The 18,978-nt window shown below is 73.7% G+C and carries 1 protein-coding gene; it reads right to left on the bottom strand.

The features are described 5' to 3' along the window. Nucleotides 1-8: 8 nt before the first annotated feature. The gene (locus V6D49_RS25675; protein WP_340563444.1) at nt 9-18,974 is read right to left on the bottom strand and encodes a type I polyketide synthase; all 18,966 of its coding nucleotides are present in this window, start codon (nt 18,972-18,974) and stop codon (nt 9-11) included. Between the last annotated feature and the right edge of the window lie 4 nt (nt 18,975-18,978).

Raw genomic sequence — 18,978 nt, 5'->3', positions numbered from 1 at the left:
CTCGGTGGTCATCGGGGCAGGTCCCCGATCCACCGGTGGACTGCGCGAGCTGTCGTCCCGCCGTGCTCGGCCATCATCGTGAAGTGGTCTCCCGGGACGTCGACGACGTCGCGGGCGGCCTTCCACGTGCTACGCCAGTCACGGCCGTCGGCGGGCTCGCGCAGCGGCTGCGAGGCGCGCAGCAGAAGGGTCGGGAAGCGGGTGTCGGGTTCCGGGTTGGTCCAGAACAGGCCGCCGTACCAGGCCATCGCGGTCAGACGGCTGTCGTCCATGGCGACGAACTGCTCGACCCGGTCGAAGACGCCCTCGGACAGCTCCCTGTTCCACTCCGCCATCAGCGGGTCGTCCGGAGCGTAGACGTCCGCGAGCACCAGCCCGGCGGGCGGGGAGCCCAGTTCGGTCAGGCGCACCGCCAGCCGGTGAGCGAGGAGAGCGCCTCCGGAGTGACCGAAGAGGACGACCGGAGTGCCCTGGGCGTGGGCGAGGACACCCTGCGCCTGCCAGTCCAGTGCCACCTCGGGGGTCGCCGGCAGCAGTTCGCCCCGGTCGTAGCCGAGCATGGGCACAGCGGCCACCCGGCGTGCGCCGCGCAGCGGCGCGGCCAGCCGGGCGAACTCATGCGGGCCGCCGCCGGCCGTCATACCGCTGACGCAGACCAGCAGTTCGGGTGCCGGGCCGTCGGCGAGGGCGGTGAGCGCCGCCGGTCCGCCGGCCTCGGTCACGTCGTCGGCGGTGGGCCGGAACTTCGCTGTCTCACCGACCAGTTCGAAGAACTCGTGGATCCGCCCGGTGCGCACCGCCTCCCGGTAGAGGGAGTCCAGCAGGCCGACCGGGTTGCGGTCGGTGGGCGAGATGCCGAGCACCGGCGCGGTCTCCGCTCCGGCGGCGCCGCCCGCGGAGCCCGCCCCGTCGGCGAGGTGGCGGGCGAGAGCCGCGGGCGTGGCGTGGTCGTAGACGACGGTGCCGGGCAGCGACAGACCGGTGGCCTGTTCCAGGGTGTCGCGGATCTCGAGCGCGGCGAGCGAGTCGACGCCGAGTTCGAGGAACGGGCGGTCGGGCGTGACGGACGACGTGTCGGCGTGGCCGAGCACGGTGGCGGCCGCCGTGCGGACGAGGTCGAGCGCTGTCCGCCGCCGGTCGGGCCCGGTGAGGCCGGACCCCGCGGCTGCTCCGGGCACCGGGGTGCTGGGAGCGGCGGCGAGCTGCCGTACCTCGGGGAGTTCGTCGAACAGCGGCCGGTGCCGGGCCAGGGTGTACGCGGGGTGGAAGCGCGCCCAGTCCACGTCGGCGACGACGGCGCAGGGATCCGGCGCGGCCACGGCCTCGCCCAGGGCGGTCCAGACCGTGCCGGAGTCCAGGGGCCGCAGGCCGTGGCGCGGGGCGACCGGGTCCTCCTCGCCGGTCTCCCACGGCCCGAACGAGACGGAGGTGGCGGGCAGGCCGAGCGCGTGGCGGCGCGCGGCGAGGGCGTCCGTGCGGGCGCTCGCGGCGGAGCGTGCCGCCGCGCCGGTACCGCCCCAGACGCCGGTCGCCGACGAGATGAGGACGAAAGCCTCCAGGCCGGGGACCAGTTCAGTGGTCAGGTCGTGGAGGACCTGGGCGCCGTCGGCGGCTACCGACGCGCGCAGGTCGCCGGGGCTCAGCCGCGTCCAAGGGGTGTCCCCTTCGGCGACGGCGGCGTGGACCACGGCGGTGAGCGGCCGGTCGGCGGGGATCGCCGTCAGGACCTCGGCGACGGCGGCCCGGTCGGTGACGTCCGCGGCGGCGAGGGTGACCTCGACGGGCAGCCGGTCGGCGAATTCGCGGGCACCCGGGGCGTCGGCGCCGCGCCGGCCGAGCAGCACCAGGTGTGCCGCTCCGTGCTCGGCGAGCGCCTCGGCCAGTGCCCGACCGCGCCGGCCGGTTCCGCCGGTGACGAGGACGGTGCCCGAGGGCTTCCAGGGCGCGGCGGCGGGAGGCGGGGCGGTGGTGACCCTGCGGGCCAGGAGGGTGGCCCGCAGGGCGATCTGGTCCTCGTCGGACGTGCCGGCGGCGAGCAGCGCGGCGAGCCGGGCCGCGGTCCTCGGGTCCGGGCCGGCGGGCAGGTCCACCAGGCCGCCCCAGCGGTGCGGGGCCTCCAGGCCGAGGGTACGGCCCAGTCCCCAGACGGCCGCTCGGGCGGGGTCGGCGGGCGGGTCGGCCGGACCGGTGGCGACGGCGCCCGTGGTGAGGCACCACAGGCCGGCGTCCGCCGCGATGTCGTCGAGTGCCTGCGCGACGGCGAGGACGGTGGCGGGTTCGTCGGCGAGACAGAGCACTCCGGCGACTTCGGGCGCCTCGTCGTGAGCCGTTCGCAGGGCGGCGGCGCACGCCTGCCGGTCGTCCCCGTGACCGGGGACCACCGTCACCCGCATGCCCTGCGCACGCAGGTCCACGACCAGGGCGGCCGTGTCCTCGTCCGGGCCGCCGACGGCGAGCCAGGTGCCCTGCGGCACAGCCCGGGGCGGCTCGGGCAGAGGGCGCCAGGTCACCTGGTAGCGGCCGGTCCGCTCGCCGTCCGGCGCTACGGCGGTGTGTGGTGCGGGCCAGTAGCGGCGCCGCTGGAAGGCGTACGTCGGCAGGTCCGGGCGGGGCCCGCCGGCGGGGCCGAGGAGCGCGTCCCAGCTGAAGGGGACACCGGCCGTGTGCAGCCGGGCGACGGCTGTGAGCAGGGCGACGGGTTCGGGTCTGCCGGAGCGCTGGAGCGCCACGGCGAGGGTGGCGGTGGTGTCGTCGAGCGCGCGGGCGCGCTCCAGGGTCCGCTCCAGTGGGACGGTGAGCGCGGCGCCCGGTCCGATCTCGGCGAAGCGGGTCACGCCCCGGCCGAGGAGGGCGCCGACGGCGTCGGAGAAGCGGACGGTGGCGCGTATCTGGCGGACCCAGTAGTCCGGGGTCGACATCGCGCCGTCGTCGTCGAGCCCGGTGACCGTGGACACCAGCGGGATGCGGGCGGGGCGGTACCGCAGGGTCTCGGCCACGGCGGCGAAGTCGTCGAGCACGGGGTCCATGTGCGGGGAGTGGAAGGCGTGCGAGACGTCCAGCTCGCGGATCCTGCGGCCGGTGCGCCGACCCTCCGCCGCCAGTTCCGCCAGAGCGTCGGCGTCACCGGAGAGGACGACCTCGTCACGGGAGTTGACGGCGGCGATCGCGACGCGGGACTCGTACCCGGCGAGCGCGGCGCGCGCCTCTGCCTCGGGCATCCGTACCGACATCATCGCGCCGCCCTCGGGCAGTGCGCCCATCAGCCGGGCCCGGGCGGCCACCAGGGTGCAGGCGTCGGCGAGGGAGAGGACGCCGGCGACGTGTGCCGCGGCGAGTTCCCCGACGGAGTGGCCGGCGAGCCGGTCGGGGGCGAGCTCCCAGGATTCCAGCAGCCGGAAGAGGGCGACCTCGTAGGCGAAAAGGGCGAGCTGCGTCCAGGCCGTGCGGTCGAGCGCGTCGGCGTCATGGAGGACGACGTCACGCAGCGGCCGGTCCAGATCCGGGTCGAGGTGGGCGCAGACCGCGTCGAAGGCGTCGGCGAACACCGGGTACGCCTCGTACAGTTCGCGGCCCATGCCGGCGCGCTGGGCACCCTGGCCGGAGAAGACGAAGGCGAGGTCGCCGTCGGAGGCGACGCCCCGGACGAACTCGGTCCCCGTACCGGCGCCGGGGGTCGCGGCGAGTCCGGCGAGACCGCGGCGCAGTCCGTCGGCGTCGGGCGCGAGGACGACGGCCCGGTGCTCCAGGCCGGCCCGGGCGGTGGCGAGGTGCCGGGCGACGGCCTTCGGGTCGAGCTCCGCACCGGTGCGGTCGAGGTACGAGCGGAGCCGGTCGGCCTGGGCACGGAGTGCGTCCTCGGACCGGCCGGAGACCGGCCAGAGGAGGAGCGGGGCGGCGGTGCCCGCATCACCGGCCGGCTGCGGTGCCGGGACGCGCGGGGCCTGCTCGACGAGGACGTGGGCGTTGGTGCCGCTGATCCCGAACGAGGAGACGCCCGCCCTGCGGGCGCGTCCCGTCTCCGGCCAGGGCCGGTCCTCGGTGAGGAGTTCGACCGCTCCGGCGGACCAGTCCACATGCGGCGTCGGCGCGTCCACGTGCAGCGTCCGCGGCAGCACACCCCGACGCAGCGCCTCCACCATCTTGATCACACCCGCGACACCCGAAGCCGCCTGCGTATGACCGATGTTCGACTTCACCGACCCCAGGTAAAGGGGCTCCACACGATCCTGCCCGTACGTCGCCAGCAACGCCTGCGCCTCGATCGGGTCACCCAACCGCGTCCCCGTCCCATGCGCCTCCACCGCATCCACATCCGACGCCCCCAGACCCGCAGCGGCCAACGCCGCCCGCACCACACGCTGCTGCGCCGGACCGTTCGGCGCCGTCAAACCATTAGACGCACCATCCTGGTTCACCGCCGAACCACGAAGCACCCCGAGCACCTCATGCCCGTTACTCCGCGCATCCGACAACCGCTCCAAAAGCAGCAGACCCACACCCTCCCCCCAGCCCGTACCATCCGCACCAGCCGCGAACGCCTTGCACCGACCGTCCGTGGCCAGTCCGCCCTGGCGATCGAACTCGGCGAACACCACGGGCGAGGGCATCACGGTGACACCGCCCGCGAGGGCCATCTCACACTCCCCGGTGCGTAGCGACTGCGCCGCCAGGTGCAGCGCGACCAGCGACGACGAGCACGCCGTGTCGACGGTGACCGCCGGCCCCTCCAGACCGAAGGTGTAGGAGACGCGACCGGACAGCACGCTGTTGGAGGTGCCGGTCAGGGCGTGGCTCTCGGAGCCCTCCGGAAGGACGCCGGTCATGGCGTACCCGGCGGCGGAGGCGCCGACGAAGACACCGGTGCGCGTACCGCGTACGGAGGTCGGGGCGATGCCCCCGCGCTCCAGCAGTTCCCATGCGGCTTCGAGGAGCACCCGCTGGTGCGGGTCCATGGCGACGGCCTCGCGGGGCGAGATGCCGAACAGGTCGGCGTCGAACTCCGTGGCGTCGTGCAGGAACCCGCCCTCGGCGGTGAACAGGCCCGCTCCCGAAAGGTCCCAGCCCCGGTCCACGGGGAACGGTGACATGGCGTCGGTGCCGGCCGCCACCAGTTCCCAGAAGCGCTCCGGGGAGTCGGCGCCGCCGGGGTAGCGGCAGCTCATCGAGACGATGACGACGGGGTCGTCCGTATCGGCGAGGGCGGCGGGCCGTGCCTGCGCGGCCTGGGCGGCGGGCTCGGCGGCCCCGAGCCGGGCGAGCAGTTCGGCGGCGGCCGCGCGGGCGGTCGGGTGGTCGAAGACCAGGGTGGCCGGCAGCCGCAGGCCGGTCTCCACGGCCAAACCGTCGCGGACACGCAGTGCGGTGAGCGAGTCGATGCCGAGGGCCGTGAAGACCTCGTCGGGGTCGACGGCCTCGGGGCCGCCGTGGCCGAGCACCCGGGCGGCGACGGTGCGCACCACGTCGAGCAGGATGCGGGTGCGGTCGGCGGGGACGGCGGCCCCGAGTCGCGTGCGCAGCTCGTGACCGGCCCCGTGGTCGGCGGAAGCGGGGGCCGGGCCGTCGGCGTCGGCAGGGGCCGCCTCGGGCAGGTCGGCCAGCAGCGGGCTCGGACGACGCAGGGTGAACGAGGGGGCGAAGCGGGCCCAGTCGATGTCCGCGACCACTCCGGTGGCGCGGCCCGCGTCCACGGCGGCGGACAGTGCGGCCAGGCACAGCCTCGGGTCCATGGCCACGATGCCCCGCTCACGCAGGTAGTCGTCGGCGTCCCGTTCCGCCGCCATACCGCTGCCGCCCCAGGCGCCCCACGCCACGGAAGTGACGGCCAGACCCCGGGCCCTGCGCTGCTCGGCGAGGGCGTCGAGGGCCGCGTTGGCCGCGGAGTACGCGGACTGGCCGCCGCTCCCCCACACCCCGGCGATCGAGGAGAACAGGACGAAGAGGTCGGCCCTCTCCCCCAGCAGGGCGTCCAGGTGGAGCGCGCCGAGCACCTTGGCATGGGCGGCCTCGGCGATCTCGGCCGGGGTGGTGAGGGCGAGCGGCACGGTGGCCGCGACGCCGGCGGTGTGGACGACTCCGGTGACCGGGTGCTCGGCGAGCAGCGCGGCCAGCGCGTCGCGGTCGGCGACGTCACAGGCGGCGACGGTCGCCGTCGCCCCGAGCTCGGCGAGTTCGGCGACAAGGTCGGCGGCGCCGGACGCCTCGGGCCCGGAGCGGCTGACCAGGAGCAGGTCGGTGGCCCCGCGTCCGGCGAGCCAGCGGGCGACCTCGCGGCCGAGCGCACCGGTTCCGCCGGTGACGAGGACGGGGCCGCCGGGTGCCCAGGGTCCGCCGGCCGGCTGCGGCTCCGGGGCGGCGTGCCGTACCCGGCGGGCGAAGACGCCCGACGGCCGGACGGCCAGCTGGTCCTCGGTCCCGGCGGCCCCGGCCAGGACCGCGCCGAGCCGGGCCGCGGAGCGGCTGTCGGTGGCGGAGAGGTCGATCAGCCCGCCCCAGTGCTCGGGGTGCTCCAAGGCGGCGCTGCGCCCGAGGCCCCACAGCATCGCCTGGGCGAGGCTCACCTCGCCGTCGGCACGGCCCACGGCGACTCCGCCCCGGGTGACGCACCACAGGGGCGCGGCGGATCCCGTGTCGCCGAGTGCCTGGAGCAGGGTGACGGTGTCGCCGGTCCCGGTGGGCAGGGCCGGTCCCCCGGGGTGGGGGTGCTCGTCGAGCGCCAGCAGTGAGACCACACCCGTGAGGCCTTCCGGTTCCGGCAGCGCAGCGGCGAGTTCGGCACGCACGATCCCGGCGGGGACGGTGATCTCGGTGAGGTCTGCGGCCCGCTCGAGCGCGGCACGCACGGTCGCACGTTCCGCTTCCGCGCCGGACGACGGGAGGACCAGCAGCCAGCGTCCCGTCGGCTCGATGGACGGGAGCCCGACCAGCGGGCTCCACGCCACGTCGTAGCGCCAGGAGGAGACGGCGGTCTCCTGGCGGCGGCCCTGCCGCCAAGCGGCGAGCGCGGGCAGGACGTGGGCGAGGTCCTGCGCGTCGACGCCGAGGGCGTCGGCCACGGCGTCGGCGTCTCCGCTTTCGACACCGCCCCAGAACGCCTGCTCCGCCGGATCGGTACCGGCCCGGACCTCCGATCCGGCAGCGGCGCGCTCGGCGGGAGCGGGCCAGTAGCGGTCACGGGAGAAGGCGTAGGTGGGGAGGTCGACGGGCGGGGTGTCGGGCAGGACGGTGGTCCAGTCGACCGACACCCCGGCGACGTGCGCTTCGGCGAGAGCGGTCAGCCAGCGCGTGGCGTCGCCCTTGCCCCGTTGAAGCGTGGCCAGCACCGCGCCGGGACGCCCCGACGCCTCCACCGTCTCCTCAATACCAGGAGTCAGAACCGGGTGCGGGCTGCACTCCAGGAACACCGACCGGCCATCGCCCAGCAGCGCATCCGTCGCCTCACCGAACCGCACCAACGACCGCAGACTCTCATACCAATACCCGGCATCCATCACCGCCGTATCAATCCGCCCACCCGTCACCGACGAATACAACGGCACCACCGACGACCGCGGCACCACCGGCCCCAGATCAGCCAGGATCCGCTCCCGCAACTCCTCCACCTGCACCGAATGCGACGCATAATCCACCGGAACCCGACGCACCCGCACCCCACGCCCCTCACACACACCCACCAACTCATCCAACGCCCCCACCTCACCCGACACCACCGTCGAACCCGGCCCATTCACCGCCGCAACCGAAACCCGACCACCAAAACCACCCACCAACTCCCCAGCCACCTCAGCACCCACACCCAACGACACCATCCCACCCCGACCCGCCAACACCCGCAACGCACGCGAACGCAAACCCACCACCCGCGCACCATCCACCAACGACAAACCACCAGCCACCACCGCCGCCGCAATCTCACCCTGCGAATGACCCACCACAGCCGACGGCACCACACCAACCGACCGCCACAACCCAGCCAACGACACCATCAACGCCCACAACACCGGCTGAACCACATCAACCCGACCCCACAACGTCTCGTCATCACTCTCCAACACCTCAAGCAGCGACCAACCATCCGTGAACGGTTCCAACGCCGCCGCACACTCCTCCAGCGACTCCCGGAACACCGCCGAGGACGCCGCCAACTCCCGACCCATCCCCAACCACTGCGACCCCTGCCCCGGAAACACCAACACCGGAGCACCCAGACCCGCCGAACCGCCCCGCACACGCGTGACCACACCCGGAACCTCACGGCCCTCCGCCAACGCCCCCAACCCACGCCGGAAATCCGCCACATCCGAACCCAGCACCACCGCACGATGCCCCAGCGCCGCCCGCGTCACCGCCAGCGAAAAACCGACCCGGCCAACCCCCGGACCACCCCCCTCATCCCACTCACCGACACACTCCAACAACCGCGCCGCCTGCCCACGCAACGCCTGCTCCGTCCGCCCCGACACCACCCACGGCACCACACCGACACCCACCGGATCGGATTCCTCAGCCGCGGGCTGCGGGGCGGCCTCGAGGATCACGTGCGCGTTGGTGCCGCTCACACCGAACGAGGAGACACCGGCCCGGCGCGGGCGGCCCGCGTCCGGCCACTCCCGCGCCTCGGTCAGCAGCTCGACGGCTCCGGCGGACCAGTCCACGTGCGGCGACGGCTCCCCCACGTGCAGGGAGGGCGGCAACACACCGTGGCGCATCGCCTCCACCATCTTGATCACACCACCGACACCCGCCGCCGCCTGCGTATGGCCGATGTTCGACTTCAACGACCCCAGATAGAGCGGCTCCTCACGATCCTGCCCGTAGGTGGCCAGCAGCGCCTGCGCCTCGATCGGATCACCCAGCCGCGTGCCGGTCCCGTGCGCCTCGACGACGTCCACATCACCGGTCGTCAGCCGGGCCGCCTCCAGCGCGGCACGGATCACCCGCTCCTGCGACGGGCCGTTCGGCGCCGTCAGACCGTTCGACGCACCGTCCTGGTTGACCGCGCTGCCACGCACCACCGCCAACACCCGGTGCCCAAGACGCTGGGCGTCCGACAGCCGCTCCACCAGCAGCACGCCCACGCCCTCCCCCCAACCCGTACCGTCGGCATCCGCCGAGAAGGCCTTGCAGCGGCCGTCGGTGGAGAGTGCGCCCTGCGTACTGAACTCGATGAAGGTACCGGGCAGCGGCATCACGGTGACACCGCTCGCCAGGGCCATGGAGCATTCGCCGTTGCGCAGGGCCTGCGCCGCCAGGTGCAGGGCCACCAGCGACGACGAACACGCCGTGTCCACACTGAGGGCGGGTCCGCGGAGGCCGAAGGTGTAGGAGATGCGGCCGGACAGCACGCTGGCGGTGTTGCCGGTGCCCAGGTGGCCGTCGGTGTCGGTGCCGGAGCCGAGCAGCAGGGCCGCGTAGTCCTGGCCGTTGGTGCCCGCGAAGACACCGGTGTCGCTGCCGCCGACGGAGGCCGGGTCGATGCCGGCCCGCTCGAACGCCTCCCAGGAGGCCTCCAGGAGGAGGCGCTGCTGCGGGTCCATGGCGAGCGCCTCGCGCGGCGAGATGTTGAACAGGCCCGCGTCGAAGGCGGCGACGTCGTCGAGGAAGCCGCCCGCGCGGCTGGAGGAGAGTCCGTCGGGGCCGAGGAGGGACTCGAGGTCCCATCCCCGGTCTGCGGGGAAGTCGCCCATCGCGTCGGTTCCCGAGGCCACCAGGTTCCACAGCGACTCGGGCGAGTCCACGCCTCCGGGGAAGCGGCAGGCCATGCCGATGACGGCGATCGGCTCGTCGACCGCCGCCCGGCCGTCACCCGCGGCGGAGACCGGCGTCACTCCGGAGAGCAGGGTCAGCAGGTGGGCGGCGAGGGCCGCGGGGGTCGGGAAGTCGAAGACCAGACCGGCCGGCAGGGACAGTCCGGTGCGAGCGGCCAGCAGGTTGCGCAGCTCCAGGGCGGTGAGGGAGTCGAATCCCAGGTCGTGGAAGGCGCGTTCGCGGTCCACGGCTGCGGGCGAGCCGTGGCCGAGGACGGCCGCGACGGTTTCCAGGACGAGGGCCTCGGTGGCGAGTGCCTGCTCGGCGGCGTCCGCGTCCGGCGTGGTGAACGCGACGGGGCCGGGGGCCGCCTCGGCGCCGCGTACGACCGGAACGGCTTCGGGGAGTTCGGCGAAGAGCCTGCTGGGGCGTACCGCGGTGAAGCCCGGGGCGAACCGTTCCCAGTCGACGTCGGCGACGACCAGTGTGCCGTCTCTCTCGGCCAGGGCGGTGGCCATGGCCTGCAGTGCCCGGTCCTCCTGCATGGGGGGCAGTCCGCTGCGCGCCAGCCGGGCGGCGGCGGCCGGGTCGGCGGCCATGCCCGCTCCCGCCCAGGCGCCCCAGGCCAGGGCGGTGCCCGGCAGGCCGCGGGAACGTCGGCGCTCCACCAAGGCGTCGAGGTGCGCGTTGGCGGCGGCGTAGGGCCCCTGTCCGGCGCCGCCGATGACGCCGGCGACGGAGGAGAAGACGACGAAGTCGGTGAGCTCACCGGTGAGCTCGTCCAGCAGGTCGGCGGAATGGGCCTTGGCGTCGAGGACCGCGGTGAGTCGTTCGGGCGTCATCGCGTCGAGCACACCGTCGTCGACGATGCCCGCGGCGTGCACGACAGCGGTCACCGGATGGCGTGCCAGCAGATCGGCGACGGCTTCCCGGTCGCCCAGGTCGCAGGAGACGACGACGGCGTGGCAGCCGTGCTCCGCGAGTTCCGCGACCAGTTCGGCCGCGCCCAGTGCGGCGGGGCCGCGCCGGCTCGCCACCACGAGGCGGGGGGCACCGCGCTCGGCCAGCAGACGGGCGACCTTGCCGCCCAGCGCTCCGGTGCCGCCGGTGACCAGGACGGTGCCGTCGGTACGCCACTCGGCCGGTCGCGTCCTTCCGGCCGCGGTGGGTGCACGTCGCAGTCGGCGGACGTGGATGCCGGTCGGTCGGATGGCCGCCTGGTCCTCGCCCGCGTCCCCGGCCAGCAGTTGGGCCAGCCGCTCGACCGCACGGCGGTCGAGGTGCTCGGGCACGTCGACGAGTCCGCCCCAGCGGTCGGGGTGTTCCAGGGCGGCGACCCGGCCGAGTCCCCACAGCTGGGCTGCGGCCGGGCGGCATTCGTCGCCGGGCACGGCCGCGACTGCTTGGGAGGTAAGGCACCACAGCGGCGCGGCGAGTCCGGCGTCGCCCTGGGCCTGGACGACGAGCAGCAGGTCGGCAGCGGTGTCCACGCACGCGACCAGGCCGGCGACGGGCCGGCCCCCGTCCGCCGCGGCGGACGCCAGGTCGGCTATCCGGTCGGCGCATCGGGCACGGTCCGCGCCGAGTTCCGTCAACTCCACGACGTCAGCGCCTGCGGCGCGCAGGCCTTCCGCGAGCCCTTCGGGTGCCGTGCCGCCCGTGAACAGGAGCCAGGTGCCGCTCAGCCGCGCCTGCCGGTCGGTGAGTTGGGTCCAGCCGACGCGGTAGCGCCAGGCGTCCGTGGTCGCCTGGTGCCGACCCTGCTCCCGCCAGGCGGCGAGTGCGGGCAGGACGGCGCCCAGGCCGTCGCGCTGCCCCTCGTCGAGTCGCAGCGCGCCGGCCACCGCATCGGTGTCGGCCGATTCGACGGCCGCCCAGAACTCCCGCTCAGCCGGGTTCTCCGCCGTGACGGGACGGGGGGCTACGGGGTTGGGCCAGTGCCTCCGGCGTGCGAACGGGTACGTGGGCAGCGCGATCCGGGCGCCGCCGAACGGGGCGAGGTAGGCGGACCAGTCCACCGTGACGCCACGGGTGTGCAGGCGTGCGAGGGCGGCGAGGAGGGTGCCGGCCTCGGGGCGGTCCGGGCGCAGTGCGGGTACGGCGACGAGGGTGTCGGCCTGCTCCGCGGCGACGGCGCAGAGCACACCGGCGGGACCCAGCTCCAGTGCCGTGCGCACACCGCTGAGGGAAGAGATCGCGTCGGCGAAGCGGACCGGCTCGCGGATCTGCCCCACCCAGTAGGCGGGCGTGGCCATGTCACCAGGCGCCGTGGCGACCAGGGGGATCGTCGGGGGGTGGTAGGTCAGCGACTCCGCGACGGCCGCGAACTCCGCCAGCATCGGCTCCATCAGGCGTGAGTGGAAGGCGTGGGAGACCGTCAGCCGCTTCACCCGCACGTTCTGGGCGCGCAGCCGTTCTTCCAGGGCGTCGACCGCGTCCGCGTCGCCGGAGACCGTCACCGACGTCGGCCCGTTCACCGCTGCCAGACACACACCCTCGGGCAGTTCCAGACCGTCCTCGGCCGCCTCCACCGCCAGCATGGCACCGCCCTGCGGCAGCGCCTCCATCAACCGGCCACGCGCCGACACCAGCGCACACGCGTCATCCAGCGACAACACACCCGCCACATGCGCAGCCGCCAGCTCGCCTATCGAATGACCCACCAGCACATCCGGCACCACACCCCACGACTCCACCAGCCGGAACAGAGCCACTTCCAGAGCGAACAACGCAGGCTGCGTGTACCCCGTCCGCGCCAGCAGCTCCGCGTCCTCCCCGAACACCACCTCGTGCAGCGGCCGATCAAGATCCACCCGCGCACACACCGCATCGAACGCCTCGGCGAACACCGGGAACGCCTCGTACAACCCACGACCCATCCCGACCCGCTGCGCACCCTGACCCGAGAACAGCAAAGCCAGCCCGCCGTGCACGACCTGGTCGCGCACCACGTCCTGCGGCTGCTCACCCGCTGCCAGTGCCGTCAGTGCGGCGGTGTGGTCCCCCAGGACCACCGCGCGGTGGTCCAGTTCGGCGCGTGTGGTGACCAGGGTGTGCGCCAAGTCGGCGGGGTCCGCGTCGACGCCGGCGAGGCGGCCGGCCTGCTGGGTGAGGGCGTCGGGCGTGGCGCCGGAGAGCGGAACGGGCAGCGGGAGGTCGAGGTGCCAGTGGTTCCGCGGGGTGTCCGCAGTTGCTTCGGGGGGCTCGGGAGCCTGCTCCAGCACGGTGTGCGCGTTGGTGCCGCTGATGCCGAACGACGACACGGCCGCGCGACGCGGCCGGTTCGTCCGCGGCCAGGGGCGGTTCTCGGTGAGCAGTTCCACCACGCCGGCCGACCAGTCCACTTCCGGGGTCGGCTCGTCCACGTGCAGCGTCTGCGGCAGCACGCCGTGCCGGAGGGCCATCACTGCCTTGATCACACCGACGACGCCGGCGGCAGCCTGGGTGTGGCCGATGTTCGACTTCACCGATCCCAGGTAGAGGGGCTCGTCGCGATCCTGGCCGTAGGTGGCCAGCAGGGCCTGCGCCTCGATCGGGTCGCCGAGCCGGGTGCCCGTCCCGTGCGCCTCGACGGCGTCGACGTCGGACGCATCGAGGCCGGCGGCGGCGAGCGCGGCACGGATCACGCGCTGCTGCGCAGGGCCGTTCGGCGCCGTCAGGCCGTTCGACGCACCGTCGGAGTTGACTGCGCTGCCGCGGACGACCGCGAGCACCTCGTGCCCGTTGCGGCGCGCGTCCGAGAGCCGCTCGACGAGCAGGACGCCCACGCCCTCGCCCCAGCCGGTGCCGTCTGCGCCGGCGGCGAAGGCCTTGCAGCGGCCGTCGGCGGCCTGGCCACGCTGCTTGCTGAACTCGGCGAACACGGACGGCAGGGAGATCACGTTGACGCCGCCGACCAGGGCCAGGTCCGACTCGTGGTGGCGCAGTGACTGGCAGGCCAGGTGCAGGGCGACCAGAGAGGAGGAGCACGCGGTGTCGACGGTGACGGCAGGGCCCTCGAAGCCGAACGCGTAGGCGACGCGGCCGGAGAGCACGCTGGGGGACCCGCCGGTGACGAGATAGCCGTCGCCGGCCTCGGGGTCCGCCGACAGTACGGTCAGGTAGTCCTGACCGCCGGAGCCGGCGTACACCGCGGTGCGCGACCCGGCCAGCGAACGGGGGTGGATGCCGGCGCGCTCCAGCACCTCCCAGGACGCTTCGAGGAGGAGGCGCTGCTGCGGATCCATCGCCAGCGCCTCGCGCGGCGAGATGCCGAAGAGGTCGGCGTCGAAGGCGGTCGCGTCGGGGAGGAACCCGCCCGTGCGCGGGTAGTCGCCAGCGGGTGCTTCGAGGTCCCAGCCGCGGTCGGCGGGGAAGGGACCCATCGCGTCGGTGCCGGAACGGACCAGTTCCCACAGGTCCTCCGGGGAGCGGACACCGCCCGGGAAGCGACAGGCCATGCCGACGAGGACGATGGGGTCGTCGTCCACGGCGGCGTCGCCGTGGGTGGGCGCGGCCGGGGCTGCCGTCTCGTCCGCGCCCGAGGCGGCGTCACCGGCGATCTCGGCGGCGAGGTACCGGGAGAGCGCCAGGGGGCTGGGGTGGTCGAAGACGAGGGTGGCCGACATACGCAGCCCGGTGGTGAAGGTCAGGCGGTTGCGCAGTTCGACGGCGCCGGCGGAGGTGAGTCCGAGTTCGCCGAAGGCCCGGCCCGGCTCGACCTCGGCGACGGAGTCGTAGCCGAGGACCAGGGCCACCTGGTCGCGGACCAGGTCGAGCAGGAAACGGTTGCGCTCCGCCTCGGAGGCCCCGGCGAGCCGTTGGGCCGGCGGCAGGTCCTCCTGTGCGGCGGGAGTGCCCTGGGCCTCGCTCTGCTCGGCCGCAGCGCGGAGCCGCCGGACGTCGGGGAGTTCGTCGAGGAGGTGGCTGGGGCGGGTGGCGGTGAAGAACCAGGAGAAGACCTCCCAGCTGATGTCGGCGACGGCGAGCGTCGTCTCGTCCCGCTCCAACGCTGAACGGAGTCCGGTGAGGGCGTGTGCGGGCTCCATGCGGAGGATGCCGTGGCGTTCGAGGACGTCGCCGAAGCCTCCCTCGGCCATGCCGGAGCCCGCCCATGATCCCCAGGCCACGGAGGTCGCGGGCAGGCCCTGGGCACGGCGGTGCTGGGCGAAGGCGTCCAGGAAGGCGTTGCCGGGGGCGTAGTTGCCCTCGCCCGCCGAGCCGAAGACGCCGGACAGCGACGAGAAGAGGACGAAGGCAGAGAGGTCCAGGTGCGCGGTGAGCCGGTGCAGGTTGAGGGCGCTCGCGACCTTGGCGCGCAGCGCGGTCTCGACGCGCTCGGGGGTGAGGGAGTCCACGATGCTGGAGTCGACGACTCCGGCTGCGTGGAAGACGGCGGTCAGCGGCTGTGCGTCGGGCAGTTCGGCGAGGACGGCCGCCAGCGCGTCGTGGTCGGCAGCGTCGACTGCGGCGATGGTGACCTCGGCGCCCGACTGCCGCAGTTCGGCGGCGAGTTCCGCAGCGCCGGGGGCGTCCGGGCCGCGCCGGCTGAGCAGGAGCAGGTGTCCGGCACCCGCGGCGGCGAGCCAGCGGGCCACGTGCGCGCCGACGCCACCGGTTCCGCCGGTGACGAGGACGGTGCCGGAGGCCTGCCAGGTGCGGCCGGGCGGTGCGGGCTCGGCGCGGCGCAGACGGGGCACGAAGACGCCGGTGGCGCGGACCGCCGCCTGGTCCTCGACCGTGCCGGCGAGGACGGCCGCGAGCCGGGACATCGCGCGCGGCTCCAGGTCGGCGGGCAGGTCGACGAGGCCGCCCCACTGGGTGTACTCGTGGGCGGCGACCCGGCCGAGACCCCAGGTCAGGGCCTGTGCCGGGTGGGTGACGGTGTCGCCGGGGCCGGCGGCGACGGCGCCGGAGGTGGCGCACCACAGACGCATCGGCTCGCCGGTGTCGTGCACGGCGTGCAGCAAGGTGACGCCGGCGGCGAAGCCAATCGGCGTGGCGGGGTGTTCGGGGGCGGGGTCCTCGGCGAGGGCGAGCAGGGACAGAACGCCGTCGGCGCCGCGCAGCCGCTCGGCGAGGGCGCCACGCTGGTCGTCGGGGGCCACGGTCAGCACTTCGGGACGGGCGCCGGCCTCTTCGAGGGCCGCGAGAACCCCGGTGACCAGCGTGTCCGCGGGGTGGTCGACGTGTACGGCCACCAGCCAGCGGCCGTCGAGCCGCGCTGCGGGGTACTGGGCGGGCGTCCACGTGGTCCGGTAGGACCAGCCTTCGATCCGGCTGCGTTCGCGGTCGCGCCGGTGCCAGGAGGAGAGCGCGGACAGGGCCTCGGCGAGCGGAGTCCGGCCGCTGACGTCGAGCATGCGTTGGAGGGCTGTGAGGTCCTCGTTCTCGACGGCGGACCAGAACCAGTCCTGTGCGGAGTCGGTGACGGGTCGTTCGGGTTCGGCGGTGTCCAGCCAGTAGCGGCGCCTCTGGAAGGCGTAGGTGGGGAGGTCGACGGGCGGGGTGTCGGGCAGGACGGTGGTCCAGTCGACCGGGACGCCGGCGACGTGCGCTTCGGCCAGAGCCGTCAACCAGCGCGTGGCGTCGCCCTTGCCCCGATGAAGCGTGGCCAGCACCGCGCCGGGACGCCCCGACGCCTCCACCGTCTCCTCAATACCAGGAGTCAGAACCGGGTGCGGGCTGCACTCCAGGAACACCGACCGGCCATCGCCCAGCAACGCATCCGTCGCCTCACCGAACCGCACCAACGACCGCAGACTCTCATACCAATACCCGGCATCCATCACCGCCGTATCAATCCGCCCACCCCTCACCGACGAATACAACGGCACCACCGACGACCGCGGCACCACCGGCCCCAGATCAGCCAGGATCCGCTCCCGCAACTCCTCCACCTGCACCGAATGCGACGCATAATCCACCGGAACCCGACGCACCCGCACCCCACGCCCCTCACACACACCCACCAACTCATCCAACGCCCCCACCTCACCCGACACCACCGTCGAACCCGGCCCATTCACCGCCGCAACCGAAACCCGACCACCAAAACCACCCACCAACTCCCCAGCCACCTCAGCACCCACACCCAACGACACCATCCCACCCCGACCCGCCAACACCCGCAACGCACGCGAACGCAAACCCACCACCCGCGCACCATCCACCAACGACAAACCACCAGCCACCACCGCCGCCGCAATCTCACCCTGCGAATGACCCACCACAGCCGACGGCACCACACCAACCGACCGCCACAACCCAGCCAACGACACCATCAACGCCCACAACACCGGCTGAACCACATCAACCCGACCCCACAACACCTCCTCATCACTCTCCAACACCTCCCACAGCGACCAACCATCCGTGAACGGCTCCAACGCCGCCGCACACTCCTCCAACCCCTCCCGAAACACCGCCGACGACGCCGCCAACTCCCGACCCATCCCCACCCACTGCGACCCCTGCCCCGGAAACACCAACACCGGAGCACCCAGACCCGCCGAACCGCCCCGCACACGCGTGACCACACCCGGAACCTCACGGCCCTCCGCCAACGCCCCCAACCCACGCCGGAAATCCGCCACATCCGAACCCAGCACCACCGCACGATGCCCCAGCGCCGCCCGCGTCACCGCCAGCGAAAAACCGACCCGGCCAACCCCCGGACCACCCCCCTCATCCCACTCACCGACACACTCCAACAACCGCGCCGCCTGCCCACGCAACGCCTGCTCCGTCCGCCCCGACACCACCCACGGCACCACACCGACACCCGCACCGACACCCACCGAAGCAGCGGGCGCCTCACCGGCATCGCTTCCGGCTTCGTTTCCGGCAGACCGGTACTCCTCCAGGATCACGTGCGCGTTGGTGCCGCTCACACCGAACGACGAGACACCGGCCCGCCGCGGCTCGTCGCCCTTCCGCCACTCCCGCGCCTCGGTCAGCAACTCGACGGCTCCGGCGGACCAGTCCACGTGCGGCGTGGGCTCGGACACGTGGAGAGTGGGCGGCAACACGCCGTGGCGCATCGCCTCCACCATCTTGATCACACCACCGACACCCGCCGCCGCCTGCGTGTGACCGATGTTCGACTTCAACGACCCCAGATAGAGGGGCTCCTCACGATCCTGCCCGTAGGTGGCCAGCAGGGCCTGCGCCTCGATCGGGTCGCCCAGCTTCGTGCCGGTGCCGTGCGCCTCGACGACGTCCACATCGCCGGTCGTCAGCCGGGCCGCCTCCAACGCGGCACGGATCACCCGCTGCTGCGACGGGCCGTTGGGAGCGGTGAGCCCGCTGGAGGCGCCGTCCTGGTTGACCGCGCTACCGCGCACGACCGCCAGCACCCGGTGCCCGTTGCGCAGCGCGTCGGAGAGCCGCTCCACCAGGAGCATGCCCACGCCCTCGCCCCAGCCCGTGCCCCCGGAGTCCGCGGAGAACGCCCGGCACCGGCCGTCGGCGGAGAGCGCGCCGGCCATGCCGAAGTCGATGAAGGTATTGGGGGTGATCATCACGGTGACGCCGCCCGCCAGGGCCAGGGAGCATTCCCCGCTGCGCAGTGACCGCACCGCCAGGTGGAGGGCCACCAGAGACGACGAGCACGCCGTGTCGATCGTCAGTGCGGGGCCTTCGAGACCGAGGGTGTAGGAGACGCGGCCGGAGACGACGCTGCCGCTGCTGCCGGTGCCCAGGTGGCCGGCGACCTCCTCGGGGACGGACAGGGCACGGGAGGCGTATTCGTTGTACATGACGCCGGTGAAGACGCCGGTGCGGCTGCCGCGCAGGGAGAGCGGGTCGATGCCGGCCCGTTCCACGGCCTCCCAGGAGGTCTCCAGGACCAGGCGCTGCTGCGGGTCCATGGCGAGCGCCTCGTGCGGCGAGATGTTGAAGAGGGAGGGGTCGAAGTCGGCGACCGCGTCGATGAACCCGCCTTCGCGAGTGAACTCGACGCCGGCGGCGGCACCGGCGTCGAAGGGCGCCATGTCCCAGCCGCGGTCGTCGGGGAAGGCGGAGACGGCGTCGCCTCCGTCGCGCACCAGACGCCACAGCGACTCGGGCGAGTCCACGCCCCCGGGGAAGCGGCAGGCCATGCCGATGACGGCGATCGGCTCACGGTCGGCCGATTCGGCGGCGCGGAGCCGCCGACGTACCGCGGCGAGGTCCGTGGTGGCCCGCTTCAGGTAGTCCCGCAGCTTGTCCTCAGTGGATACGGCACGTGCGCCGGTCGTCTTGTCCTGCACGGCC

It is taken from the genome of Streptomyces sp. GSL17-111 (assembly GCF_037911585.1).
Taxonomy (GTDB): domain Bacteria; phylum Actinomycetota; class Actinomycetes; order Streptomycetales; family Streptomycetaceae; genus Streptomyces.
The sequence above is the reverse complement of the archived record's forward strand: the minus strand, read 5'-3'. Positions and strand labels throughout refer to the sequence as shown.